Below are 23,181 nucleotides of genomic sequence, written 5' to 3' on the forward strand. Positions count from 1 at the left end.
GCAGACTCATTCTGTTCAGCGCTGCGGATTGCCTGCCCCTGCCCGGCACCTGCCTGCTCTGAAGCTTGAGTGCATGTTGTCAGAAAGGGCACGAGAGCAGAGGTGCTCAGGCCCGCACTGCGGCTGGCTCGCCAAGAAAAAAAGCTGCCACGTTTGACCGTGACAGCCTTTACCAATCTAATCTTAACTGATCAGCATTACGACCCGATGTCGCCCTGCTTTAACTCAATCAGCGCAGAAAGGCGGGCTGATTCTGCTCATACTGCGAAATCGACGCTTCGTGCTGCAGCGTCAGACCGATGCTGTCGAGGCCGTTAATCATGCAGTGGCGGCGGAAGCTGTCGAGCTCGAACGAATAGACTTTATCGCCAGCGGTGACCGTCTGCGCTTCCAGGTCTACCGTGAAGCTGATGCCGGGCTGGTCCGCAACCAGTCTGAACAGCTCATCCACTTCCTCTTCGCTTAACTTCACCGGCAGCAGCTGGTTGTTGAAGCTGTTGCCATAAAAGATATCCGCGAAGCTCGGCGCAATCACCACGTGAAAACCAAAATCGGTCAGTGCCCAGGGCGCATGCTCACGTGAAGAGCCGCAGCCAAAATTTTCACGCGCCAGCAGGATGCTGGTGCCTTTGAACTCAGGCTTGTTCAGCACAAAGCCGGGCGTTGGCACGGTGCCGGCGTCATCTTCAAAACGCCAGTCGTGGAAAAGATGCTGTCCAAAACCGGTGCGCGTAACCTTCTGCAAAAACTGCTTGGGAATGATCGCGTCCGTATCGACATTCGCGGCATCCAGCGGCGCAACAATGCCGGTGTGCTGAGTAAATTTATTCGCCATGACTTAAGCTCCTGTCGTCAGTTCACGGATGTCGGCAAAGTGGCCGGTTACGGCAGCCGCCGCGGCCATCGCCGGGCTGACCAGATGAGTACGTCCACCACGGCCCTGACGGCCTTCAAAGTTACGGTTGCTGGTTGACGCGCAACGCTCACCCGGATTCAGGCGGTCATTGTTCATCGCCAGACACATAGAGCAGCCTGGCAGACGCCATTCAAAGCCCGCTTCCAGGAAGATTTTGTCCAGACCTTCCGCTTCGGCCTGCGCTTTCACCGGGCCGGAACCCGGTACCACCATGGCGACCACGCCAGGCGCGACTTTGCGGCCTTTGGCGATGGCGGCGGCGGCACGCAGATCTTCAATACGTGAGTTGGTGCAGGAGCCGATAAACACTTTATCAATCGCCACATCGGTCAGTTTGATGCCTGGCTGCAGGTTCATGTAGGCCAGGGCTTTTTCGGCTGAGGCGCGCTCAACCGGATCGGCGAACGAGGCCGGATTCGGGATCACCTGATCAACGGCAATAACCTGACCCGGATTGGTGCCCCAGGTGACCTGCGGTGCAATCTCTTCAGCATGCAGCGTTACCACCGCATCATATTTCGCGCCTTCGTCAGACTTCAGGGTGCGCCAGTAATCAACGGCCTGCTCCCATTTCTCACCCTGCGGCGAGAACTGACGACCTTTCAGATAGTTGAAGGTGGTTTCATCCGGTGCCACCAGGCCCGCTTTCGCACCCATCTCAATCGCCATGTTGCACAGGGTCATACGACCTTCCATGCTCAGCGCCTGAATCGCCGGACCGCAGAATTCGACCACATAGCCGGTTCCGCCTGCGCTGCCGGTTTTGCCGATGATCGCCAGCACGATATCTTTAGCCGTAATGCCGGTTGACGCCTGGCCCAGCACTTCAATCTTCATGGTTTTTGCGCGACCCTGTTTCAGGGTCTGCGTCGCAAACACATGTTCAACTTCAGAGGTGCCGATACCAAAGGCCAGCGAGCCAAACGCACCGTGAGTCGCGGTGTGCGAGTCGCCGCACACAATCGTCATACCCGGCAGCGTCATGCCCTGCTCAGGACCGATAACGTGGACGATGCCCTGGAACGGATGATTCAGGTCATACAGCTGTACGCCAAACTCAGCGCAGTTCTTCATCAGCTCCTGCATCTGAATACGCGCCATCTCGCCCGACGCATTGATATCTTTGGTCTGGGTTGAGACGTTGTGATCCATGGTGGCAAAAGTTTTGCCCGGCTGACGGACTTTACGTCCGTGGGCGCGCAGACCATCAAAGGCCTGGGGCGAGGTCACTTCATGGATCAGATGGCGATCAATGTAGAGTAACGGCGTCTCTTCTGGCGTTTCGTGGACGACATGTGCATCAAATAACTTCTGGTATAAGGTTTTCATTTTTTTATTTTTCCTCGGCGATAAAGCGAGCAATGATGCTGCCCATCTCATCTGTGCTGACCGCTGGGCCATTACCGGCTAAATCTTTGGTGCGGTAGCCCTGTTCCAGCGCACGGCTGATGGCGCGTTCGATACTGTCGGCAGCCTCATCAGCATTCAGGCTGTAACGCAGCAGCAGCGACAGCGACAGGATCTGGGCGACCGGGTTGGCAATATTCTGACCGGCGATATCCGGCGCCGAGCCACCCGCGGGTTCGAACAGGCCAAAGCCCGCTTCATTCAGGCTGGCGGAAGGCAGCATCCCCATCGAGCCGGTAATCATGGCGCACTCATCAGAGAGAATATCGCCGAACAGGTTGGAGCAGAGCAGCACGTCAAACTGCGACGGGTCTTTGATCAACTGCATGGTGGCGTTGTCGATATAGATGTGGCTCAGCTGCACGTCCGGATACTCTTTGGCCACTTCGTTGACGATTTCACGCCACATCACTGAGGTCTGCAGCACGTTGGCTTTATCAACCGAGGTGACTTTGTTACGGCGTTTGCGCGCCGATTCAAACGCGATGCGGGCAATACGCTCAATTTCGAAACGGTGATAGACCTCGGTATCAAATGCACGCTCTTCCGGGCCGCTGCCTTCACGTCCTTTCGGCTGACCAAAATAGATGCCGCCGGTCAGTTCACGCACGCACAGAATGTCGAAACCTTTGGCAGCAATGTCGGCGCGCAGCGGGCAAAACGCCTCCAGTCCGCTGTAGAGTGCAGCCGGACGCAGGTTACTGAACAGCTTAAAATGTTTGCGCAGCGGCAGCAGCGCACCGCGCTCCGGTTGCGATGCCGGCGGTAAGTGCTCCCATTTCGGGCCGCCAACGGAACCAAACAGAATCGCGTCGGCCTGCTCGCAGCCTGCAACCGTTGCGGGTGGCAGGGGTTCACCATGCTGATCGATAGCAACGCCGCCGACCGCATACTCCTGGGTGGTGATCTGCATATCAAAGCGCTGACGAATGGCATCCAGCACTTTCATAGCCTGCGCCATCACTTCCGGGCCGATACCATCACCGGGTAAAACTGCGATATGAGATGAGCTGGACATGGTTATACGGTTTCCTTCTGATCTTTAAATTTGCGCTGCAATTCTTGTTCAACCTGACGGGCACGCCAGATATTGTTCAGAGCATTGACCATCGCTTTGGCGGAGGACTCCACAATATCGGTCGCCAGACCAATGCCGTGGAACTTGCGGCCGTTGTAGCTCACGACGATATCGACCTGACCCAGCGCATTCTCGCCGTGGCCTTTCGCGGTCAGCTTGTAGTTAACCAGCTCAGCGTCGAACTGGGTGATACGGTTAATCGCCTGGTAGACCGCGTCAACCGGGCCATTACCGGTGGCTGCATCCGATTTAGCGACATCGCCGCAGCCCAGATTGACAGAGGCGGTGGCGGTGATGCTGGAACCGGTCTGGACGTTAAATTCGTGCAGCTGGAAATGTTCCGGCTCTTCATTCTGCTTGTTGATGAAGGCCAGCGCTTCCAGGTCGTAATCGAAGACCTGACCTTTTTTATCGGCCAGCTTCAGGAAGGCGTCATACAGCGTATCCAGATTATAATCCTGCTCGGCATAGCCCATCTCTTCCATGCGATGTTTTACCGCCGCGCGGCCAGAACGTGAGGTCAGGTTCAGCTGGATTTTGTGTAAGCCGATCGATTCCGGCGTCAGGATTTCATAGTTCTCGCGGTTCTTCAGCACGCCATCCTGATGAATACCCGAGGAGTGAGCGAAGGCGTTAGAGCCGACCACGGCCTTGTTCGCCGGGATCGGCATATTGCAGATCTGGCTGACCATCTGGCTGGTGCGGTAGATTTCCTGATGATTGATATTGGTATGCACGTTCATGATCTGCTGGCGGGTTTTAATCGCCATGATCACCTCTTCCAGTGCACAGTTACCGGCACGTTCACCCAGGCCATTCATCGTTCCTTCAACCTGACGCGCACCCGCCTGTACGGCAGCCAGGGCGTTGCCCGTTGCCATACCCAGGTCATCGTGGGTGTGAACAGAGATAATCGCTTTGTCGATGTTAGGAACGCGATTCATCAGCTCACTGATTATGTGGGCATACTCGCCTGGCAGGGTGTAGCCAACGGTATCCGGGATGTTAATGGTGGTGGCACCGGCGTTAATCGTGGCTTCCACCATCCGGCACAGGTCATCAATCGGGGTGCGGCCGCCATCTTCGCAGGAGAACTCAACGTCGCTGGTGTAGTTACGCGCACGCTTCACCATATGCACCGCACGCTCAATCACTTCCGGCAGCGTGCTGCGCAGTTTGGTGGCGATGTGCATCGGCGAGGTGGCGATAAAGGTATGAATACGGAAGGCTTCAGCAACGCGCAGTGATTCGTACGCCGCATCAATATCTTTTTCCACACAGCGTGCCAGACCGCAAACCCGACTGTTTTTAATGGTGCGTGCAATGGTCTGCACAGACTCAAAGTCGCCCGGTGAGGAGACAGGGAAACCGACCTCCATCACATCCACGCCCATGCGCTCCAGCGCTAAAGCAATCTGCAATTTTTCTTTCACACTCAGGCTGGCCTGTAATGCCTGCTCACCGTCGCGCAGAGTGGTATCGAAAATAATGACTTGCTGGCTCATCGTAATCATCCTTATGCTTTTTCTGGCCTGGCAACGAGCATAAAAAAACCCGCGACAGGCGCGGGTTTTTAACTTTCAGCAGGTTTGAATCAGTGTTTGATTCCGCCCACAAGTCTACCGCGCAAGCTGAGTGCGTTTAGTAGTAGACCGAGAAGGCGAACAGAACGAAACATGGATTCAAACCTTATAAAATGTTGTGCTGTACATATTGGTACTGGAATCACTCAGGGATGTCAACCTTCAATGCAGGGGTATTCTTAGTGGTGCCAGAGGAAGATATTCTGTTATTTAACGGTCAGGCAGCGTAATGAACAGCGCCGTAGTGGCTGCGGAAGTGAACAACCCGGGAATGAGCACTGATTTTGCGGAAGTTTGATTTTATTATATTGAAAATAAACGACTTTATCTGGAAGTTGTCTCGCGAGGATACAGGATATATCACCTGCTCTTTAGCATAATCGAATGCGCTTCAACGATTTAATGGTTAATTACGCCAGAAAAGAAAAGTGTCAGGCGATTGTGGGCCAGGGCAGCCGGGTAATAAGTTTTCGTTATTTCTTAGATCACGCTGAAAATAATTTCTTAATCAGCATTTTCCTCTGCGGTTCTGCCGCGTAATTAGTTTAATCCGCGCAGCCAATTCTTATCGGGCAGAGCCTTTACGCCCCTGCCTTTTAATTTACGTGGGTTTGCGGTTTGCCTGCCCGGTTAACTGCGGTTATGGTAATCGACCTACTCTCAGAAAAATAAACTCAACAGATTTCTCTGTAACCGGACAGCGGCAGTTGTTTCCGCTGTCATGCATAAACATAAGATTTTGATTGGCAAAGCAGGCACCAGGGCAATGTGGTACGCGTTAACGGGCGTATTAACAGAGCCGGGTCCTCAAGCCTGGAGGCAGAAGATGGAGATGTTGTCAGGAGCCGAAATGGTCGTCCGTTCGTTAATCGATCAGGGCGTTAAGCAGGTATTCGGTTATCCGGGTGGCGCAGTGTTGGATATCTATGATGCGCTGCAAACCGTCGGGGGTATCGATCACATTCTGGTGCGTCATGAGCAGGGTGCGGTGCACATGGCTGACGGCCTGGCGCGCGCCACCGGTGAAGTCGGCGTGGTGCTGGTCACCTCCGGACCCGGCGCAACCAATGCGATTACCGGTATCGCCACCGCCTATATGGACTCGATTCCGCTGGTGATCCTCTCGGGTCAGGTTCCCTCGTCGCTGATTGGCTATGACGCCTTTCAGGAGTGCGACATGGTCGGCATCTCTCGTCCGGTAGTGAAGCACAGCTTCCTGGTGAAAAGTACCGAAGAGATCCCAACCGTGTTGAAAAAGGCGTTCTGGCTGGCTTCCACCGGACGTCCGGGGCCGGTGGTAATCGATCTGCCAAAAGATATTCTGAATCCGGCCAACAAGTTGCCTTATCACTGGCCGGATACGGTGAGCATGCGCTCCTACAATCCGACTATTCAGGGCCATAAAGGTCAGATCAAGCGTGCGCTGACCACATTGCTGGCCGCGAAGAAGCCGGTGATCTACGCCGGTGGTGGTGCCATTACCGCAGGCTGCGAAGCAGAACTGTTAAAGCTGGCCGAAAGCTTGAATATTCCGGTGACGACCTCGCTGATGGGCCTGGGCGCGTTTCCTGGTACTCATCGTCAGTGCGTTGGCATGCTCGGTATGCACGGCACGTACGAAGCCAACATGACGATGCACAATACCGACCTGATTTTTGGTATTGGTGTTCGCTTTGATGACCGCACCACCAACAACCTGGCAAAATATTGTCCCAACGCCACGGTGATGCATATTGATATCGACCCGACCTCTATCTCCAAGACGGTGGCGGCGGATATTCCGATTGTGGGTGATGCGAAGCAGGTGCTGCAGCAGATGCTGGAGTTACTGGCACAAAGCGAAAGCCAGCGCGCTGAGAGCCTGCACGACTGGTGGCAGGAGATTGAGGGCTGGCGCAGTCGTCACTGCCTGGAATTTGATCGCACCAGCGACAAAATCAAGCCGCAGGCGGTGATTGAAACCATCAGCCGTCTGACCAAAGGCGATGCGTATGTGACCTCGGATGTGGGCCAGCACCAGATGTTTGCTGCGCTCTATTATCCCTTCGACAAACCGCGTCGCTGGATCAACTCCGGCGGTCTGGGCACCATGGGCTTTGGCCTGCCTGCTGCGCTGGGCGTGAAGATGGCGCTGCCGGATGAAACAGTCATCTGCGTTACCGGCGATGGCAGTATCCAGATGAACATTCAGGAGCTTTCCACCGCGCTGCAGTACGATCTGCCGGTGCTGGTGCTGAACCTGAATAACCGGGTGCTGGGTATGGTGAAACAGTGGCAGGATATGATCTACTCCGGCCGTCACTCACAGTCTTACATGGAGTCGCTGCCTGACTTCGTGCGTCTGGCGGAAGCCTACGGCCACGTCGGGATCGCGATTGAGCATCCGGCTGAGCTGGAAGAGAAGCTGACGCTGGCGCTGGAAACCCTGGCGAAGGGACGTCTGGTATTTGTGGATGTCACCGTTGACGGTAGCGAGCATGTTTACCCGATGCAGATTCGCGGTGGCAGCATGGATGAAATGTGGTTGAGCAAAACGGAGAGGACATAATTATGCGTCGTATTTTATCAGTTCTGCTGGAGAACGAATCCGGCGCATTATCCCGTGTCGTCGGCTTGTTCTCGCAGCGCGGCTATAACATTGAGAGCCTGACCGTGGCACCAACGGATGATCCTACGCTGTCGCGGATGACCATTCAGACGGTGGGCGATCAGAAGGTGCTGGAGCAGATTGAAAAGCAGCTGCACAAGCTGGTGGATGTGCTCCGCGTCACCGAGCTGGGGCAGGGCGCCTATGTTGAGCGCGAAATCATGCTGGTGAAGATTCAGGCGAGCGGTTATGGCCGCGAAGAGGTGAAGCGTAACGCCGAGATCTTCCGCGGTCAGATCATCGACGTGACGCCGACGCTGTACACGGTTCAGCTAGCCGGCACCAGTGATAAACTGGATGCCTTCCTGAGTACCGTCCGCGATGTTGCCGAAATTGTTGAAGTGGCACGCTCCGGTATCGTCGGCGTTTCACGCGGCGATCGCATCATGCGTTAATCACGCTGCGTCATCATCAATCCTCACCTAACCCGGCGAAATGCCGGGTTTTTTATTTTTTATGCGCCAGACGAGTTACATTCAGAAAAGCGGTTGCTCCGCGCACTTTTCTGCTGTTAGATGATAGCCATGAGTTATCCATAGCTTAACTGCGGCTATTTCTGCCGTAAAAGCGGATTTGATGGTGGGGTTATCGTGAAACTGGATGAAATTGCGCGTTTGGCAGGCGTGTCGCGCACCACGGCCAGTTATGTGATCAACGGCAAAGCGCGGCAGTATCGTGTCAGCGACAAAACCGTTGAGAAAGTCATGGCGGTGGTACGTGAGCATAATTATCACCCCAATGCGGTGGCTGCCGGGCTGCGCGCCGGGCGTACGCGCTCAATTGGGTTAGTGATCCCCGATCTGGAAAATACCAGTTATACCCGTATTGCGAACTATCTTGAGCGGCAGGCCCGTCAGCGCGGCTATCAACTGCTGATCGCCTGTTCTGAAGATCAGCCCGATAATGAGATGCGCTGCATTGAGCATCTGTTACAGCGCCAGGTCGATGCGATCATCGTCTCCACCTCGTTACCGCCAGAGCATCCCTTTTATCAGCGCTGGATCAACGATCCCCTGCCGATTATTGCGTTAGATCGCGCCCTGGATCGTGAACATTTCACCAGCGTAGTGGGTGCCGATCAGGATGATGCCCACATGCTGGCGGCTGAACTGCGTCAGCTTGAGGTCAAAAATGTGCTGTTCCTCGGTGCGTTACCCGAGCTGTCAGTGAGTTTCCTGCGCGAGCAGGGGTTCCGCGATGCATGGAAAGACGATCCCCGGCCGATTGACTACATCTACTGCAATAGCTTCGAACGCACAGCCGCCGCGGCACTGTTTGAACAATACCTTGAAGATCACCCGATGCCGGAGGCGCTTTTTACCACCTCATTTGGTCTGTTGCAGGGTGTGATGGATGTGACGCTGAAACGAGACGGACGGCTTCCGACCGAGCTGGCCATCGCCACCTTTGGCGACCACGAATTACTGGACTTTCTTGAGTGTCCGGTGCTGGCGGTAGGTCAGCGTCATCGCGACGTGGCAGAGCGCGTGCTGGAATTAGTTTTAGCCTCGCTGGATGAACCCAGAAAACCAAAACCTGGCTTAACCCGCATTCGCCGTAATTTATACCGTCGCGGACAATTAAGCCGAAAAGTTAAATGAGTCACGGGCAGTATTACGCTGCCCGCCCATTTTATTTAACGATTTAACTGATTAAATAAACAGGTCGACGTAAAAAAGCGTAAATTCTGCTCATCAAATCTAACAAAGCAGAAAGGGTTATTTTTATTATCTGCTTACAACTTCAACAAACTTACTTTCCCGTCTGGCCTGAAGCCGCTGGGCTTCCTTTCGGAAATCCCCTAAAATGCCGCCGCTGTCTCAGAAACCACGATTAATATTTAGCCCTTTACATTGTTTCATTTTTAGTCGTTTTTTCCCGGGCAGTTTTTTTTATTCAGGTATTCATCGGCTTATTTTTTACTTCCCCCTTTTATTCGTTTATATCGTCGCCTGAGATTAATTCTTCACTCTGTAAATAGTGATATTCACCTGCCGCTCCGGCTTGACAAGGATTTCATGGGATCCTTAAACTCGTTTCGTGGTAAAAAGTGGGATAAAGTGGCGTAAATGGGTGATGAGGAGAAGAGACTGGCATGTTCCGCGGAGCAACGTTAGTCAATCTCGACAGCAAAGGGCGGCTCGCCGTACCCACGCGATATCGCGATTTGCTGATTGGGGAGTCTCAGGGGCAGATGGTCTGTACCATCGACCTCCACCAGCCATGCCTGTTGCTTTATACCCTGCCCGAATGGGAAATCATTGAAAAAAAGCTGGCACGCCTTTCCAGTATGAATCCACTTGAGCGCCGCGTGCAGCGTTTGCTGCTGGGGCATGCCAGTGAATGTCAGATGGATAATGCAGGCCGCCTGCTGCTGGCGAATACGCTTCGGCAGCACGCAAAATTAACCAAAGAAGTGATGCTGGTTGGACAGTTCAATAAATTTGAGCTGTGGGATGAACAGACCTGGTATCAACAAGTCAGGGACGATATTGACGCAGAACAGTCGGCTCAGGAGCCTTTATCTGAGCGGTTGCAGGACTTGTCGCTATAGCTATGCAGGAAAATTTCAAACATACCACCGTGCTGTTGGATGAGGCGGTTAACGGCCTCAATATCAGGGAAGACGGTATTTACATCGACGGCACTTTTGGTCGTGGTGGCCATTCACGCCTGATTCTTTCGCAGCTGGGAGAGAAGGGAAAGCTGATCGCCATCGATCGTGATCCGCAAGCTATCGCCGCTGCAGCAGAGATCACCGACCCGCGTTTTTCAATTATTCATGGCCCTTTTTCCGCGCTGGCAGAGTATGTCTCTGAACGGGATCTGGTCGGAAAGATTGACGGCATTTTGCTGGACCTGGGGGTTTCATCACCGCAGCTGGATGACGCCGAACGTGGCTTCTCCTTTATGCGTGATGGACCGCTGGATATGCGAATGGACCCGTCGCGCGGGCACTCCGCCGCAGAATGGTTGCTGCACGCAGAAGAGGCGGATATCGCTTTTGTCCTGAAGACCTACGGTGAAGAGCGATTCGCCAAACGCATCGCCCGGGCCATTGTCGAGCGTAATCGCGAACAGCCGATGACCCGGACCCGTGAACTGGCTGAGGTGATCTCAATCGCCATGCCGGTAAAAGATAAGTTTAAGCATCCGGCCACGCGCAGCTTCCAGGCGATTCGTATCTGGATTAACAGCGAACTGGAAGAGATCGATATTGCTCTGAAAGGCGCTGTTGAAGTGCTGGCCCCGCAGGGCCGCCTCTCTGTCATCAGCTTCCATTCACTGGAAGATCGGCTGGTGAAGCGCTTTATGCGCGATCAGAGTCGCGGGCCGCAGGTGCCGCCTGGGATTCCTATGACTGAACATCAGCTGCGTGCCCTGGGTGGGCGTGAACTGAAGTTGCTCGGCAAAATGTCGCCGGGTGACGCTGAAGTCTCTGAGAACCCACGCGCGCGCAGCTCGGTATTACGTATCGCGGAGAAAACCGACGCATGATCGGTAATGAGCGTCACAGTCTGCCTGCCGTTATCGGCGGGGATCTGCTGCGAAAGGGCAAGATTCCGGTGCTGTTGCTGATCGCTGTGGTGGTTTCTGCCGTGCTGGTGGTGACCACCACCCATAAAACACGACTGTTAACCGCGCAGCGCGAACAGCTGGTGCTGGAGCGTGACGCACTCGATATTGAGTGGCGCAACCTGATCCTGGAAGAGAATGCACTGGGCGATCACAGCCGCGTTGAACGCATCGCCACCGAGAAGCTGCAGTTGCAGCACGTTGATCCTTCACAAGAAAATATCGTGGTGCAGAAATAAGGACCTCAGATAGCGAATGAGCGGCACAGGCAGAACGCTGAAATTGAAGAAACCGGAAGATAAAGCCAGCTTTGTAAGCTGGCGTTTTGCGTTGCTGTGCGGCTGTATTTTACTGGCGCTGGGTGGATTGCTGTCACGTGTGGCCTGGCTGCAGGTGATCAATCCTGGCAAGCTGGTAAAAGAGGGCGATCTGCGCTCGCTGCGTGTTCAGGCGGTGCCCACCTCACGCGGCATGATCAGCGATCGCGCCGGACGTCCGCTGGCAGTCAGCGTGCCGGTCAACGCTATCTGGGCCGATCCCAAAGAGTTGCACGCCGGTGGCGGCGTGACGCTGGACAGCCGCTGGAAGGCGCTTTCCGATGCGCTCTCTATTCCCCTTGATCAGCTGGCCGCCCGCGTGAATGCCAATCCCAAAGGCCGCTTTGTCTATCTGGCGCGCCAGGTCAATCCGGCCATCGGCGACTACGTCAAAAAACTAAAACTCCCCGGTATTCATCTGCGCGAAGAGTCACGCCGTTACTACCCTGCCGGGCAGGTCACCTCCCATCTGATTGGCTTTACCAACATCGACGGGCAGGGCATTGAAGGCATCGAGAAGAGCTTTGATAAGTGGCTGACCGGTGCCCCCGGCGAGCGGACGGTGCGTAAAGATCGGTACGGTCGGGTCATCGAGGATATCTCTTCGGTGGACAGCCGGGCCGCTCATAACCTGACGCTGAGCATTGATGAGCGGTTACAGGCGCTGGTTTATCGTGAACTGAATAACGCCGTCGCCTTTAACAAAGCGGAATCGGGTACGGCGGTGCTGGTGGATGTCAATACCGGTGAAGTGCTGGCGATGGCCAACAGCCCGGCTTACAACCCGAACAATCTCGGCAACACGCCAAAAGATCTGATGCGTAACCGCGCCATTACCGACATTTTCGAACCGGGCTCTACCGTGAAGCCGATGGTGGTGATGACGGCGCTGCAGCGTGGTGTGGTGAGAGAGAACAGCGTCCTGAATACCGTGCCGTACCGCGTCAATGGTCATGAGATCAAAGATGTGGCGCGCTACAACGAATTGACCCTGACAGGGGTTTTACAGAAGTCGAGTAACGTCGGTGTTTCACGTCTGGCGTTAGCGATGCCTTCCTCAGCGCTGGTAGAAACTTACGCGCGCTTTGGACTGGGCAAACCGACCAATTTGGGGCTGGTCGGGGAAAGCAGTGGCTTATACCCTAAAAAACAACGGTGGTCTGACATAGAGAGGGCCACCTTCTCTTTCGGCTACGGGCTAATGGTAACGCCGTTACAGTTAGCGCGAGTCTACGCAACGATTGGCAGCTATGGCATTAATCGCCCGCTGTCGATCACCAAAGTGGATCCGCCCGTCGCGGGACAACGCGTTTTCGATGAGTCACTGGTGAAAACCGTGATGCACATGATGGAAAGCGTGGCGCTGCCCGGTGGCGGGGGCGTCAAAGCGGCAATCAAGGGTTATCGCATTGCGATAAAAACCGGTACGGCGAAAAAGGTCGGGCCGGACGGACGCTACGTTAATAAATACATTGCCTACACCGCAGGCGTCGCGCCTGCCAGTCATCCACGATTCGCGCTGGTGGTGGTGATCAACGATCCCCAGGCCGGCAAGTATTACGGTGGTGCGGTCTCTGCACCGGTATTTGGTGCCATCATGGGTGGCGTACTGCGTACCATGAACATCGAGCCGGACGCGTTACCGACCAATGACAAGAATGAGCTGGTGACTAACAGAAGTGAGGAATCAAGTGACAGATCGTAACCTGCGCGATTTACTCGGCCCCTGGGTGCCAGGCGCGCCGGCGCGCCCACTGCGTGACATGACCCTGGATAGCCGCATTGCGGCTTCTGGCGATCTGTTTGTCGCTGTTGCAGGCCATCAGGTTGATGGACGCCGTTTCATTCCGCAGGCAATTGCGCAGGGCGTTGCCGCTGTGGTGGCGGAAGCTGAGGGTGAGGCGTCCGACGGCGAAATCCGTGAAATGCACGGCGTACCGGTTATCTATCTGGCGCAGCTGCATCAGCGCCTTTCGGCCCTGGCTGGCCGTTTTTATCAGCAACCGGGCGAAAAACAGAAGCTGATTGGCGTCACCGGCACCAATGGTAAAACTACCACCACCCAGTTGCTGGCGCAGTGGGCGACGCTACTGGGTGAGACCAGCGCGGTGATGGGCACCGTCGGCAATGGGCTGGTAGGTCACTTAGCGGCGGCAGAAAATACCACGGGTTCAGCGGTTGATGTTCAGCATCTGCTGCACGATCTGGCTGAAAAAGGGGCGACCCTGACCGCAATGGAAATCTCGTCACACGGACTGGTTCAGCATCGCGTCGCTGCGCTGCCGTTTGCCGCGGCGGTCTTCACCAATCTCAGTCGCGATCACCTCGATTACCACGGTGATATGCAGAGCTATGAGTCAGCTAAATGGCTGCTCTTTTCTGAGCATCAGGTCGGGCAGGCGATTCTTAATGCGGATGACGAAGTCGGCCGTCGCTGGCTGGCACGCTTACCTGATGCCGTTGCGGTCACCATGGAGGATAACCTCCAGCCGGGCTGTCACGGGCGCTGGCTTAAAGCCGATGCGGTGGATTACCACGATAACGGCGCACATATTCGTTTCAGCTCCAGCTGGGGCAACGGCGAAATCGACAGTCCGCTGATGGGTGCCTTCAACGTCAGCAATCTGATGCTGGCACTGGCAACGCTGCTGTCACTGGATTATCCGCTGGCGGCGCTAATCAGCGTTGCACCGCAGTTGCAGCCGGTCAACGGCCGTATGGAAGTGTTCAGCGCCGCAGGAAAACCGATGGTCGTCGTGGATTATGCCCACACCCCGGATGCGCTGGAAAAAGCGCTGGAAGCGGCACGTCTGCACTGCAAAGGAAAACTGTGGTGCCTGTTTGGTTGCGGCGGCGACCGTGACAAAGGCAAACGCCCGTTAATGGGCGCGATTGCTGAGCAATATGCGGATGTGGTGGTGATTACGGATGACAATCCGCGCAGCGAAGATCCGCAGGCGATTGTAAAAGATATTCTGACCGGTTTGCTGGACCCAGGCCGCGCCCGCGTGGTCTCTGGTCGTGCGCAGGCGGTTACTAACGCCGTTATGCAGGCGCAGCCCGACGATATCGTGCTGGTGGCTGGCAAAGGCCACGAAGATTATCAGATCATTGGCAACCGCCGTCTCGACTACTCCGATCGTGCCACCGTTGCGGCACTGCTGGGAGGCGTTGCATGATTCCGGTTTCATTAAAAACCCTGGCGGAAATCGCCGGCGGCACGCTGCACGGCAGCGATTTAACGCTGAGTGACGTGACCACCGATACCCGCAAAGTGACGGCGGGCAGCCTGTTTGTTGCGCTGGTGGGCGAACGCTTTGATGCGCACGACTTCGCCAGCGATGCCATTGCGAATGGCGCGCAGGCGCTGCTGGTAAGTAAGCATTTACCTGTCGCTGTGCCACAGGTGTTGGTTGAAGATACCCGGCTCGCCTTTGGCAGGCTGGGCGCATGGGTTCGTCAGCAGTCGACCGCCCGTGTAGTGGCGCTGACCGGCTCCTCCGGCAAAACCTCGGTTAAAGAGATGACGGCGGCGATTCTGCGTCAGTGCGGCGAGACGCTCTACACCGCAGGTAATCTCAACAACGATTATGGCGTACCGATGACGCTGCTGCGGCTGACTGCAGAACATCAGTATGCGGTCATCGAACTCGGTGCTAATCATCAGGGCGAAATCGCTTACACCACCGATCTGGTTCAACCGGAAAGCGCGCTGGTGAATAACCTGGCCGCGGCGCATCTGGAAGGCTTTGGTTCGCTGGCCGGTGTCGCTAAGGCCAAGGGCGAGATCTTCCAGGGCTTACCGGCTCACGGCATTGCGATTCTGAATGCAGAGAGCAATGACTGGCCCAGCTGGCAGAGCACGCTGCAGGATAAAACCGTGTGGCGTTTCTCACCGCAGGCGGCAGAGTGTGAATTCTCCGCCCGTGATATCCGCATTGCTCAGGACGGCACCCATTTTGTGATGAAAACGCCGCGTGGCGAAGCTGAGATCGTGCTGCCATTGCCGGGTCGGCATAACATCGCCAACGCCCTGGCGGCGGCGGCACTGGCCCTGTCAGTGGATGCACCGCTTAGCGCCGTTCAGCAGGGGCTGAAAAACCTGCAGTCGGTGCCAGGTCGCTTGTTCCCGGTTCGCCTCTCTGCGCATCAGCTGCTGCTGGATGACAGCTACAACGCTAACGTCGGTTCGATGACTGCGGCCGTTCAGGTCCTGTCAGAAATGCCGGGTTACCGTGTGCTGGTCACGGGGGATATGGCGGAACTGGGTGAAGAGACAGAAAATTGTCACCGCGAAGTCGGCCAGGCGGCACGTGACGCAGGCATTGATCGCGTGCTGAGCACCGGAAAATTCAGCCATTTCATCAGTGAAAGCAGTGAAGTTGGCGAACATTTCAGCGATAAGACGGCGCTGACTGAACGTTTGCGTCAATTGTTGTCCGAACACTCAGAAATTACCGTCCTGATAAAAGGTTCACGTAGTGCCGCCATGGAGCAGGTAGTACAGAACTTAAAGGAGAAAGGAACATGTTAGTTTGGCTGGCCGAGCATCTGGTCGCTTTTTATTCGGGATTTAACGTCTTTTCCTATCTGACGTTTCGCGCCATTGTCAGCCTGCTGACCGCGTTATTCATCTCTCTCTGGATGGGGCCGCGCCTGATCGCCTGGCTGCAGAAATTACAGATTGGCCAGGTCGTCCGTAACGATGGCCCGGAATCGCATTTCAGTAAGCGCGGCACGCCGACCATGGGCGGCATCATGATTCTCACCTCCATCACCATTTCGGTGCTGATGTGGGCATATCCGTCGAATCCCTATGTCTGGTGCGTGCTGTTCGTGTTAATCGGCTTTGGCATCATCGGCTTTGTCGATGACTACCGCAAAGTGGTACGCAAAGACACTAAAGGCCTGATCGCCCGCTGGAAATATTTCTGGATGTCGGTGATTTCGCTGGGCGTCGCGTTCGGGCTCTATGCGGCGGGCAAAGATACCCCCGCGACCCAACTGGTCGTGCCCTTTTTCAAAGATATCATGCCGCAGTTAGGTCTGTTTTATGTGCTGCTGGCCTACTTTGTGATTGTCGGAACGGGTAACGCGGTCAATCTGACCGATGGCCTGGATGGGCTGGCAATTATGCCAACCGTCTTTGTCGCCGCGGGCTTTGCGCTGGTTGCCTGGGCCACCGGTAACGTGAAGTTTGCTGAATATCTGCACATTCCCTATCTGCGTCACGCCGGTGAGCTGGTGATTGTCTGTACCGCCATCGTCGGGGCAGGGCTGGGCTTCCTGTGGTTCAACACCTATCCGGCTCAGGTCTTTATGGGCGACGTGGGTTCGCTGGCGCTGGGCGGCGCGCTGGGCACCATTGCGGTGTTGCTGCGTCAGGAATTTTTACTGGTGATTATGGGCGGCGTGTTTGTGGTTGAAACGCTGTCGGTCATCCTGCAGGTGGGATCGTTTAAGTTGCGCGGCCAGCGTATTTTCCGCATGGCGCCGATCCATCACCACTATGAACTTAAGGGCTGGCCGGAACCGCGCGTCATTGTGCGCTTCTGGATTATTTCGCTAATGCTGGTGCTGATTGGCCTGGCCACGCTGAAGGTGCGTTAATCATGGCTGACTATCGGGGTAGAAAAGTCGTCATCATCGGGCTGGGCCTAACCGGGCTCTCCTGTGTTGATTTCTTTTTAGCGCAGGGCGTGACGCCTCGCGTGATGGACACCCGTGTCTCGCCGCCGGGGCTGGATAAATTGCCCGGGCAGGTTGAACGCCATCTGGGCGGTATCAACGGTGAATGGCTACTGGCGGCCGATCTGATTGTTGCCAGCCCTGGCGTCGCGCTGGCGCATCCGATTCTCAGCGAAGCCGTCGAAGCCGGCATCGAAATTGTCGGTGACATTGAGCTCTTTTGCCGCGAGGCGCAGGCGCCGATCGTGGCGATCACCGGCTCCAACGGTAAAAGCACGGTCACGACGCTGGTGGGTGAAATGGCGAAAGCCGCAGGCTGGCAGGTGGGCGTCGGTGGCAATATTGGTCTGCCCGCGCTGAGCCTGCTGCAGTCACCAGCGCAACTCTATGTACTGGAACTCTCCAGTTTCCAGCTGGAGACCACGCACAGTCTGAAAGCCGCGGCGGCAACCATACTTAACGTCAGCGAAGATCATATGGATCGCTATCCGCTGGGTATGCAGCAGTATCGCGCCGCTAAGCTGCGGGTTTATGAGAATGCACAGGTCTGCATCGTTAACGCCGATGATGCCCTGACGATGCCGGTACGCGGCGCGGACACCCGCTGCGTCAGCTTTGGTGTCGATTTCGGAGACTACCACCTTAACAAGCAGCAGGGCAGTATCTGGCTGCGGGTGAAAGGTGAGAAAGTCCTGAACACGGCCGAAATGAAGATGGTGGGACAGCACAACTACACCAATGCGCTGGCTGCGCTGGCGCTGGCCGATGCGGTGGGTCTGCCACGTGCCTCCAGCCTGGCTGCCTTAACGCACTTTAACGGTCTGGCGCATCGCTTCCAGCTGGTCCATGAGCATCAGGGCGTGCGCTGGATCAATGACTCCAAAGCGACCAACGTCGGCAGCACCGAAGCGGCGCTGAATGGCCTGCAGGTGAAGGGAACGCTGTGGCTGCTGATGGGTGGTGATGGCAAGTCGGCCGATTTTACGCCGCTGATCCCCTGGCTGCAGGGCGACAATGTGCGCCTTTACTGCTTTGGTCGCGATGGCGATGCGCTGGCAGCGCTGCGTCCAGAGATCGCCGTGCGCACTGAAACCATGCGCCAGGCGATGGAGCAGATTGCGCCGCAGGTTAAAGCAGGCGATATGGTTCTGCTGTCGCCAGCCTGCGCCAGCCTTGACCAGTTCCGTAACTTTGAGCAGCGCGGTGAGCAGTTCGCGCAACTGGCGAAGGAGCTGAGCTGATGCGTATTCCTGGCGCCGGACTGGCGGGATATTTCTCAGGACGCCTGAAAGACTGGGTCATGGGCGCACGCGAAAGTGATGACTCTTCGCTGGTGCTCTATGACCGCACACTGCTATGGCTGACGCTGGGCCTGGCGGTGATTGGTTTCGTGATGGTGACGTCGGCTTCAATGCCGGTGGGTCAGCGTCTGAATGACGATCTCTTTTATTTTGCCAAGCGCGATGCCTTCTACATCGTGCTGGCTGTATGTATGGCGCTGGTCACGCTGCGGGTGCCGATGGATTTCTGGCAGCGCTACAGCAACGTGATGCTGATGGTCACGGTCGCGATGCTGCTGATTGTTCTGGTAGTCGGTAGCTCGGTTAACGGTGCATCGCGCTGGATCGCGCTGGGTCCGCTGCGTATTCAGCCTGCAGAGCTGTCGAAGCTCTCTCTGTTCTGCTATCTCGCCAGTTATCTGGTGCGCAAAGTGGAAGAGGTGCGTAACAACTTCTGGGGCTTCTGTAAGCCGATGGGCGTGATGGTGGTGCTGGCCGTATTACTGCTGGCGCAGCCGGATCTCGGTACGGTGGTTGTGCTGTTTGTGACGACCCTGGCGATGTTGTTCCTGGCGGGGGCCAAACTGTGGCAGTTCCTGGCAATCATCGGTTCCGGCATCTTTGCGGTGATTCTGCTGATCATTGCAGAACCCTACCGTATGCGCCGTGTGACCTCGTTCTGGAACCCGTGGGAAGATCCCTTTGGTAGCGGCTACCAGCTGACCCAGTCACTGATGGCATTTGGTCGCGGGGAATTCTGGGGCCAGGGGCTCGGTAACTCCGTGCAAAAGCTGGAATATCTGCCCGAAGCGCATACCGACTTTATTTTCGCCATCATCGGGGAAGAACTCGGCTACGTCGGTGTGGTAATGGCACTTTTAATGGTATTCTTCGTCGCTTTTCGTGCGATGTCGATTGGCCGTCGTGCTCTGGAACTGGATCAGCGTTTTTCCGGTTTTTTAGCCTGTTCAATCGGAGTCTGGTTTAGCTTCCAGGCGCTGGTTAACGTCGGTGCGGCAGCCGGTATGTTACCGACCAAAGGTCTGACCTTACCGCTGATCAGTTACGGTGGGTCAAGTCTGATCATTATGTCGACTGCCATCGTCTTTTTATTACGCATAGATTATGAAACGCGCCTGGCGAAAGCGCAGGCGTTTACCCGAGGTGGTCGATGAGCGGTAAGCGATTGATGGTGATGGCAGGCGGAACCGGCGGACATGTCTTTCCCGGTCTGGCTGTCGCCCATCATCTGATGGAACAGGGCTGGCAGGTCCGCTGGTTAGGCACTGCCGACCGTATGGAAGCCGATCTGGTGCCAAAGCACGGCATCGACATCGACTTCATCCGCATCAGCGGATTACGTGGTAAAGGCATGAAGGCGTTGCTGCTGTCACCGCTGCGCATCTTTAATGCATGGCGTCAGGCCCGTCGCATCATGAAGGCCTGGCAGCCGGATGTCGTGCTTGGCATGGGTGGCTACGTGTCCGGTCCTGGCGGCTTAGCGGCCTGGAGCTGCGGTATTCCGGTGGTACTGCATGAGCAAAACGGCATTGCCGGGCTGACTAACAAATGGCTGGCGAAAATCGCCACTAAAGTCTTGCAGGCGTTTCCGGGCGCGTTTCCCGCCGCCGATGTAGTGGGAAATCCGGTTCGCACTGATGTACTGGCACTGCCTTTACCCGCGCAGCGTCTGGCGGATCGTCATGGCCCGATACGGGTGCTGGTGATCGGTGGCAGTCAGGGTGCGCGGATACTGAACCAGACGCTGCCGCAGGTTGCCGCGCTGGTGGGTGATGAGATCACTCTGTGGCATCAGACCGGTAAAGGGTCGTTGCCCGAAACAGAGAAAGCTTATCAGCAGGTCGGGCAGACGCAGCACAAGGTGACCGAGTTTATTGATGACATGGCTGCCGCCTACGCCTGGGCTGATGTGGTGGTGTGCCGCTCCGGCGCGTTAACCGTGAGCGAAGTCGCTGCCGCTGGTTTACCGGCGATTTTCGTGCCATTTCAGCACAAAGATCGCCAGCAGTACTGGAACGCGCTGCCGCTGGAGAAAGCGGGCGCCGCCAGAATTTTTGAGCAGCCGCAATTTACTGCGGAGGCTGTAGCGGATCAGCTACGCCACTGGGATCGCGCAACACTGCTGACGATGGCTGAGCAGGCCCGTCAGGTGGCGATCCCCGATGCGACTGAACGGGTCGCTCAGGAAGTGGCTCGCGCCGCAAAGTAATCATTCCGGTCAGCGCGTCTGACCTGTACCCGGACTGGGTACAAACTGAAATAGCAGGTAACTGAGAGCGATGAATACACAACAATTGGCAAAACTGCGTTCTATCGTGCCCGAGATGCGTCGCGTCCGGCACATCCACTTTGTCGGCATCGGCGGTGCTGGCATGGGCGGTATTGCCGAAGTGTTAGCAAATGAAGGCTACCATATCAGCGGTTCAGATCTGGCTCCTAACCCGGTGACGCAGAACCTGATTGCGCTGGGTGCCACCATTTATTTTAACCATCGCCCCGAAAACGTGACCGATGCCAGCGTTGTGGTGGTTTCCAGCGCCGTTTCGCAGGATAACCCAGAACTGGTGGCGGCACGTGAACAGCGTATCCCGGTGATCCGTCGCGCGGAGATGCTGGCTGAGCTGATGCGTTTTCGTCACGGCATCGCCGTTGCGGGTACCCATGGCAAAACGACCACCACGGCGATGGTGTCGAGTATTTATGCGGAAGCGGGTCTCGATCCGACCTTTGTTAACGGCGGACTGGTCAAAGCAGCAGGCACCCATGCCCGTCTGGGCCACAGCCGGTATCTGATTGCTGAAGCGGATGAGAGCGATGCGTCGTTCCTGCATCTGCAGCCGATGGTGGCGATTGTGACCAACATCGAAGCTGACCATATGGACACCTATCAGGGCGATTTTGAGAACCTGAAGCAGACGTTTATTAACTTCCTGCACAACCTGCCGTTTTACGGTCGTGCGGTGATGTGTGTGGATGATGCGGTTATTCGTGACCTGATCCCACGCGTGGGACGCCATATCACCACGTACGGATTCAGTGATGATGCTGACCTGCGCATTGAAAATTATGAACAGAGTGGCGCGCAGGGGCATTTCACCCTGATCCGTCAGGATAAAGCACCGCTGCAGATTACGCTGAACGCGCCGGGTCGCCACAATGCCCTGAATGCGGCAGCCGCCGTCGCCGTCGCCAGTGAAGAGGGCATTGAAGACAATGCTATCCTGGCTGCGCTGGAGAGTTTCCAGGGCACGGGCCGTCGCTTTGATCTGCTGGGTGAATTCCCGACAGAGCCGGTCAATGGACAGCCGGGCACCGCGATGCTGGTTGATGATTACGGTCATCATCCCACCGAAGTGGACGCGACAATTAAAGCCGCGCGCGCAGGCTGGCCGGATAAAAAACTGGTGATGGTGTTTCAGCCGCACCGTTACAGCCGTACCCGCGATCTGTTTGATGATTTCGCCAACGTACTGTCGCATGTAGATGTGTTGCTGATGCTGGATGTTTACCCGGCCGGTGAAACCGCCATTCCGGGTGCTGACAGTCGTTCGCTGTGCCGTGCGATTCGTAATCGCGGCAAGGTGGATCCGATTCTGGTGCCGGAACATGACGCGCTGCCAGAGATGCTGGCACCGCTGCTGTCAGGCAATGACCTGATTCTGGTGCAGGGAGCCGGTAACATCGGCAAGGTTGCCCGCAAGCTGGCTGATACTAAGCTACAGCCGGAACGCAAAGCGGAGGATCGTCATGGCGGATAAAGTTGCAGTATTAATGGGTGGCACCTCGGCAGAGCGCGAGGTTTCGCTGAACTCGGGTCAGGCCGTCCTCGCCGGATTACGGGAAATGGGCATTGATGCACATGGCATCGATACCCGTGATGTCTCTGTGCTGACGCTGAAAGAGCAGGGCTTTACCAAAGCCTTTATCGCGCTGCATGGCCGGGGCGGAGAAGATGGCACGCTGCAGGCGGTGCTGGAGTTCCTGCAACTGCCGTACACCGGCAGCGGCGTGATGGCATCGGCCGTGACCATGGATAAGTTGCGCACCAAGCTGCTGTGGCAGGGACGTGGTTTACCGTCAGGAAAGTTTGTCTGGCTGACACGCCAGCAGTTTGATGCCGGTCTGGACGCAGAGAACAACGCGGCAATTGCGGCGCTTGGCCTGCCACTATTTGTGAAGCCAGCCTGTGAAGGCTCCAGCGTGGGCATCAGCCGGGTTAACGATCTGAGCGCGCTGCCGGCGGCACTGGACATGGCGTTTAAGCACGACAATGACGTGCTGGTCGAGGCGTTTCTTAGCGGCGCGGAGTATACCGTCGCGATTGTGGGCGATCGTATTCTGCCCTCGATTGAAATAAAGAGCGCCAGCGAGTTCTATGACTATGAAGCTAAATACATTTCTGACGATACTCAGTACGTCTGTCCGGCCGATTTAAGCGCTGAACGTGAAGCGGAATTACAGCAGCTGGTACTGGCGGCCTGGCGTGCGCTGGGATGTCGCGGCTGGGGACGGGTTGATGTAATGACCGATGGGGAAGGGCGCTTTCAGTTACTGGAAGCCAATACCTCACCGGGCATGACCAGCCACAGTCTGGTGCCAATGGCAGCGAAACAGGCGGGCATGAGCTTCCCGCAGCTGGTTGCCCATATTCTGGAGCTGGCCGACTGA

At 56.2% G+C, this 23,181-nt stretch carries 20 protein-coding genes; 15 read left to right on the forward strand and 5 right to left on the reverse strand.

Translation table 11 applies throughout. The features are described 5' to 3' along the window. Positions 1-229: 229 nt before the first annotated feature. The 5 genes from leuD to leuL all read right to left on the reverse strand — a co-directional run bounded on the left by leuD (position 230) and on the right by leuL (position 5,079). Positions 230-835 carry a 3-isopropylmalate dehydratase small subunit gene (gene leuD, locus EPG66_RS19590; RefSeq protein ID WP_010253835.1) on the reverse strand — a complete coding sequence of 202 codons (606 nt, stop codon included), beginning with the start codon at positions 833-835 and terminating at the stop codon, positions 230-232. A gap of 3 nt (positions 836-838) precedes the next feature. Further along, on the reverse strand, positions 839-2,245 hold the full coding sequence (gene leuC, locus EPG66_RS19595; RefSeq protein WP_010671818.1) for a 3-isopropylmalate dehydratase large subunit: 1,407 nt from the start codon (positions 2,243-2,245) through the stop codon (positions 839-841). Between the two features lie 4 nt (positions 2,246-2,249). After that, the gene (gene leuB / locus EPG66_RS19600; protein WP_182687896.1) at positions 2,250-3,341 is read right to left on the reverse strand and encodes a 3-isopropylmalate dehydrogenase; all 1,092 of its coding nucleotides are present in this window, start codon (positions 3,339-3,341) and stop codon (positions 2,250-2,252) included. Between the two features lie 2 nt (positions 3,342-3,343). Continuing rightward, positions 3,344-4,906 (reverse strand): 2-isopropylmalate synthase, encoded by a 1,563-nt coding sequence (leuA, locus tag EPG66_RS19605; RefSeq protein ID WP_031594411.1) that lies wholly within the window; start codon positions 4,904-4,906, stop codon positions 3,344-3,346. An 89-nt stretch (positions 4,907-4,995) separates the two neighbouring features. Next, positions 4,996-5,079 (reverse strand): leu operon leader peptide, encoded by an 84-nt coding sequence (leuL, locus tag EPG66_RS23290; RefSeq protein WP_099257765.1) that lies wholly within the window; start codon positions 5,077-5,079, stop codon positions 4,996-4,998. Between the two features lie 731 nt (positions 5,080-5,810). Between leuL and ilvI the strand changes: the two genes are divergently transcribed. The 15 genes from ilvI (at position 5,811) to EPG66_RS19685 (ending at position 23,181) form a co-directional block, all read left to right on the forward strand. Beyond that, complete coding sequence (gene ilvI / locus EPG66_RS19615; protein WP_031594410.1) at positions 5,811-7,532, forward strand: acetolactate synthase 3 large subunit; 1,722 nt, start codon at positions 5,811-5,813, stop codon at positions 7,530-7,532. Between the two features lie 2 nt (positions 7,533-7,534). Then, on the forward strand, positions 7,535-8,026 hold the full coding sequence (gene ilvN, locus EPG66_RS19620; protein WP_003854770.1) for an acetolactate synthase small subunit: 492 nt from the start codon (positions 7,535-7,537) through the stop codon (positions 8,024-8,026). A 195-nt stretch (positions 8,027-8,221) separates the two neighbouring features. Further along, entirely contained in the window at positions 8,222-9,232 is a 1,011-nt protein-coding gene (gene cra, locus EPG66_RS19625; protein ID WP_031594409.1) for a catabolite repressor/activator, read from the forward strand. 494 nt (positions 9,233-9,726) lie between these two features. Beyond that, a complete protein-coding gene (mraZ, locus tag EPG66_RS19630) occupies positions 9,727-10,185 on the forward strand; it encodes a division/cell wall cluster transcriptional repressor MraZ (protein ID WP_009092149.1) in 459 nt (152 codons plus the stop codon). 2 nt (positions 10,186-10,187) lie between these two features. Beyond that, positions 10,188-11,129 (forward strand): 16S rRNA (cytosine(1402)-N(4))-methyltransferase RsmH, encoded by a 942-nt coding sequence (gene rsmH / locus EPG66_RS19635; RefSeq protein WP_010253859.1) that lies wholly within the window; start codon positions 10,188-10,190, stop codon positions 11,127-11,129. Further along, a complete protein-coding gene (ftsL, locus tag EPG66_RS19640) occupies positions 11,126-11,446 on the forward strand; it encodes a cell division protein FtsL (RefSeq protein WP_003854764.1) in 321 nt (106 codons plus the stop codon). Before rsmH ends, ftsL begins: the two co-directional genes overlap by 4 nt. Before the next feature lie 16 nt (positions 11,447-11,462). Beyond that, positions 11,463-13,229 (forward strand): peptidoglycan glycosyltransferase FtsI, encoded by a 1,767-nt coding sequence (locus EPG66_RS19645; RefSeq protein ID WP_010671821.1) that lies wholly within the window; start codon positions 11,463-11,465, stop codon positions 13,227-13,229. Then, a complete protein-coding gene (gene murE, locus EPG66_RS19650) occupies positions 13,216-14,703 on the forward strand; it encodes a UDP-N-acetylmuramoyl-L-alanyl-D-glutamate--2,6-diaminopimelate ligase (protein WP_182687898.1) in 1,488 nt (495 codons plus the stop codon). Before EPG66_RS19645 ends, murE begins: the two co-directional genes overlap by 14 nt. Continuing rightward, the gene (gene murF / locus EPG66_RS19655; RefSeq protein ID WP_083070559.1) at positions 14,700-16,058 is read left to right on the forward strand and encodes a UDP-N-acetylmuramoyl-tripeptide--D-alanyl-D-alanine ligase; all 1,359 of its coding nucleotides are present in this window, start codon (positions 14,700-14,702) and stop codon (positions 16,056-16,058) included. Before murE ends, murF begins: the two co-directional genes overlap by 4 nt. Further along, positions 16,052-17,134, forward strand: a complete 1,083-nt coding sequence (mraY, locus tag EPG66_RS19660; RefSeq protein WP_003854755.1) for a phospho-N-acetylmuramoyl-pentapeptide-transferase — start codon at positions 16,052-16,054, stop codon at positions 17,132-17,134. Before murF ends, mraY begins: the two co-directional genes overlap by 7 nt. Positions 17,135-17,136: 2 nt before the next feature. After that, positions 17,137-18,453: a UDP-N-acetylmuramoyl-L-alanine--D-glutamate ligase gene (gene murD / locus EPG66_RS19665; RefSeq protein ID WP_039386495.1), complete on the forward strand. Its 1,317-nt coding sequence runs from the start codon at positions 17,137-17,139 to the stop codon at positions 18,451-18,453. Then, a complete protein-coding gene (gene ftsW, locus EPG66_RS19670) occupies positions 18,453-19,667 on the forward strand; it encodes a cell division protein FtsW (RefSeq protein ID WP_010253879.1) in 1,215 nt (404 codons plus the stop codon). The genes murD and ftsW overlap by 1 nt, the downstream gene beginning before the upstream one ends. Then, positions 19,664-20,722, forward strand: coding sequence for an undecaprenyldiphospho-muramoylpentapeptide beta-N-acetylglucosaminyltransferase (gene murG / locus EPG66_RS19675; RefSeq protein WP_064703397.1), 1,059 nt, complete (start codon positions 19,664-19,666; stop codon positions 20,720-20,722). Before ftsW ends, murG begins: the two co-directional genes overlap by 4 nt. A gap of 70 nt (positions 20,723-20,792) precedes the next feature. Next, positions 20,793-22,271 carry a UDP-N-acetylmuramate--L-alanine ligase gene (gene murC / locus EPG66_RS19680; protein WP_083070557.1) on the forward strand — a complete coding sequence of 493 codons (1,479 nt, stop codon included), beginning with the start codon at positions 20,793-20,795 and terminating at the stop codon, positions 22,269-22,271. After that, positions 22,261-23,181 (forward strand): D-alanine--D-alanine ligase, encoded by a 921-nt coding sequence (locus EPG66_RS19685; protein WP_010253885.1) that lies wholly within the window; start codon positions 22,261-22,263, stop codon positions 23,179-23,181. Before murC ends, EPG66_RS19685 begins: the two co-directional genes overlap by 11 nt.

Source organism: Pantoea pleuroti, assembly GCF_014156615.1.
Classification (GTDB): domain Bacteria; phylum Pseudomonadota; class Gammaproteobacteria; order Enterobacterales; family Enterobacteriaceae; genus Pantoea; species Pantoea agglomerans.

What these genes read in the sequence shown, in the direction of transcription:
- leuC (WP_010671818.1), bottom strand. Translation starts at nt 2,245, where the DNA reads ATGAAAACCTTATACCAGAAGTTATTTGATGCACATGTCGTCCACGAA.
- mraY (WP_003854755.1), top strand. Translation starts at nt 16,052, where the DNA reads ATGTTAGTTTGGCTGGCCGAGCATCTGGTCGCTTTTTATTCGGGATTT.
- ilvI (WP_031594410.1), top strand. Translation starts at nt 5,811, where the DNA reads ATGGAGATGTTGTCAGGAGCCGAAATGGTCGTCCGTTCGTTAATCGAT.
- rsmH (WP_010253859.1), top strand. Translation starts at nt 10,188, where the DNA reads ATGCAGGAAAATTTCAAACATACCACCGTGCTGTTGGATGAGGCGGTT.
- murG (WP_064703397.1), top strand. Translation starts at nt 19,664, where the DNA reads ATGAGCGGTAAGCGATTGATGGTGATGGCAGGCGGAACCGGCGGACAT.
- murC (WP_083070557.1), top strand. Translation starts at nt 20,793, where the DNA reads ATGAATACACAACAATTGGCAAAACTGCGTTCTATCGTGCCCGAGATG.
- leuB (WP_182687896.1), bottom strand. Translation starts at nt 3,341, where the DNA reads ATGTCCAGCTCATCTCATATCGCAGTTTTACCCGGTGATGGTATCGGC.
- ilvN (WP_003854770.1), top strand. Translation starts at nt 7,535, where the DNA reads ATGCGTCGTATTTTATCAGTTCTGCTGGAGAACGAATCCGGCGCATTA.
- ftsL (WP_003854764.1), top strand. Translation starts at nt 11,126, where the DNA reads ATGATCGGTAATGAGCGTCACAGTCTGCCTGCCGTTATCGGCGGGGAT.
- ftsW (WP_010253879.1), top strand. Translation starts at nt 18,453, where the DNA reads ATGCGTATTCCTGGCGCCGGACTGGCGGGATATTTCTCAGGACGCCTG.
- murD (WP_039386495.1), top strand. Translation starts at nt 17,137, where the DNA reads ATGGCTGACTATCGGGGTAGAAAAGTCGTCATCATCGGGCTGGGCCTA.
- mraZ (WP_009092149.1), top strand. Translation starts at nt 9,727, where the DNA reads ATGTTCCGCGGAGCAACGTTAGTCAATCTCGACAGCAAAGGGCGGCTC.
- murF (WP_083070559.1), top strand. Translation starts at nt 14,700, where the DNA reads ATGATTCCGGTTTCATTAAAAACCCTGGCGGAAATCGCCGGCGGCACG.
- EPG66_RS19685 (WP_010253885.1), top strand. Translation starts at nt 22,261, where the DNA reads ATGGCGGATAAAGTTGCAGTATTAATGGGTGGCACCTCGGCAGAGCGC.
- leuD (WP_010253835.1), bottom strand. Translation starts at nt 835, where the DNA reads ATGGCGAATAAATTTACTCAGCACACCGGCATTGTTGCGCCGCTGGAT.
- leuA (WP_031594411.1), bottom strand. Translation starts at nt 4,906, where the DNA reads ATGAGCCAGCAAGTCATTATTTTCGATACCACTCTGCGCGACGGTGAG.
- leuL (WP_099257765.1), bottom strand. Translation starts at nt 5,079, where the DNA reads ATGTTTCGTTCTGTTCGCCTTCTCGGTCTACTACTAAACGCACTCAGC.
- EPG66_RS19645 (WP_010671821.1), top strand. Translation starts at nt 11,463, where the DNA reads ATGAGCGGCACAGGCAGAACGCTGAAATTGAAGAAACCGGAAGATAAA.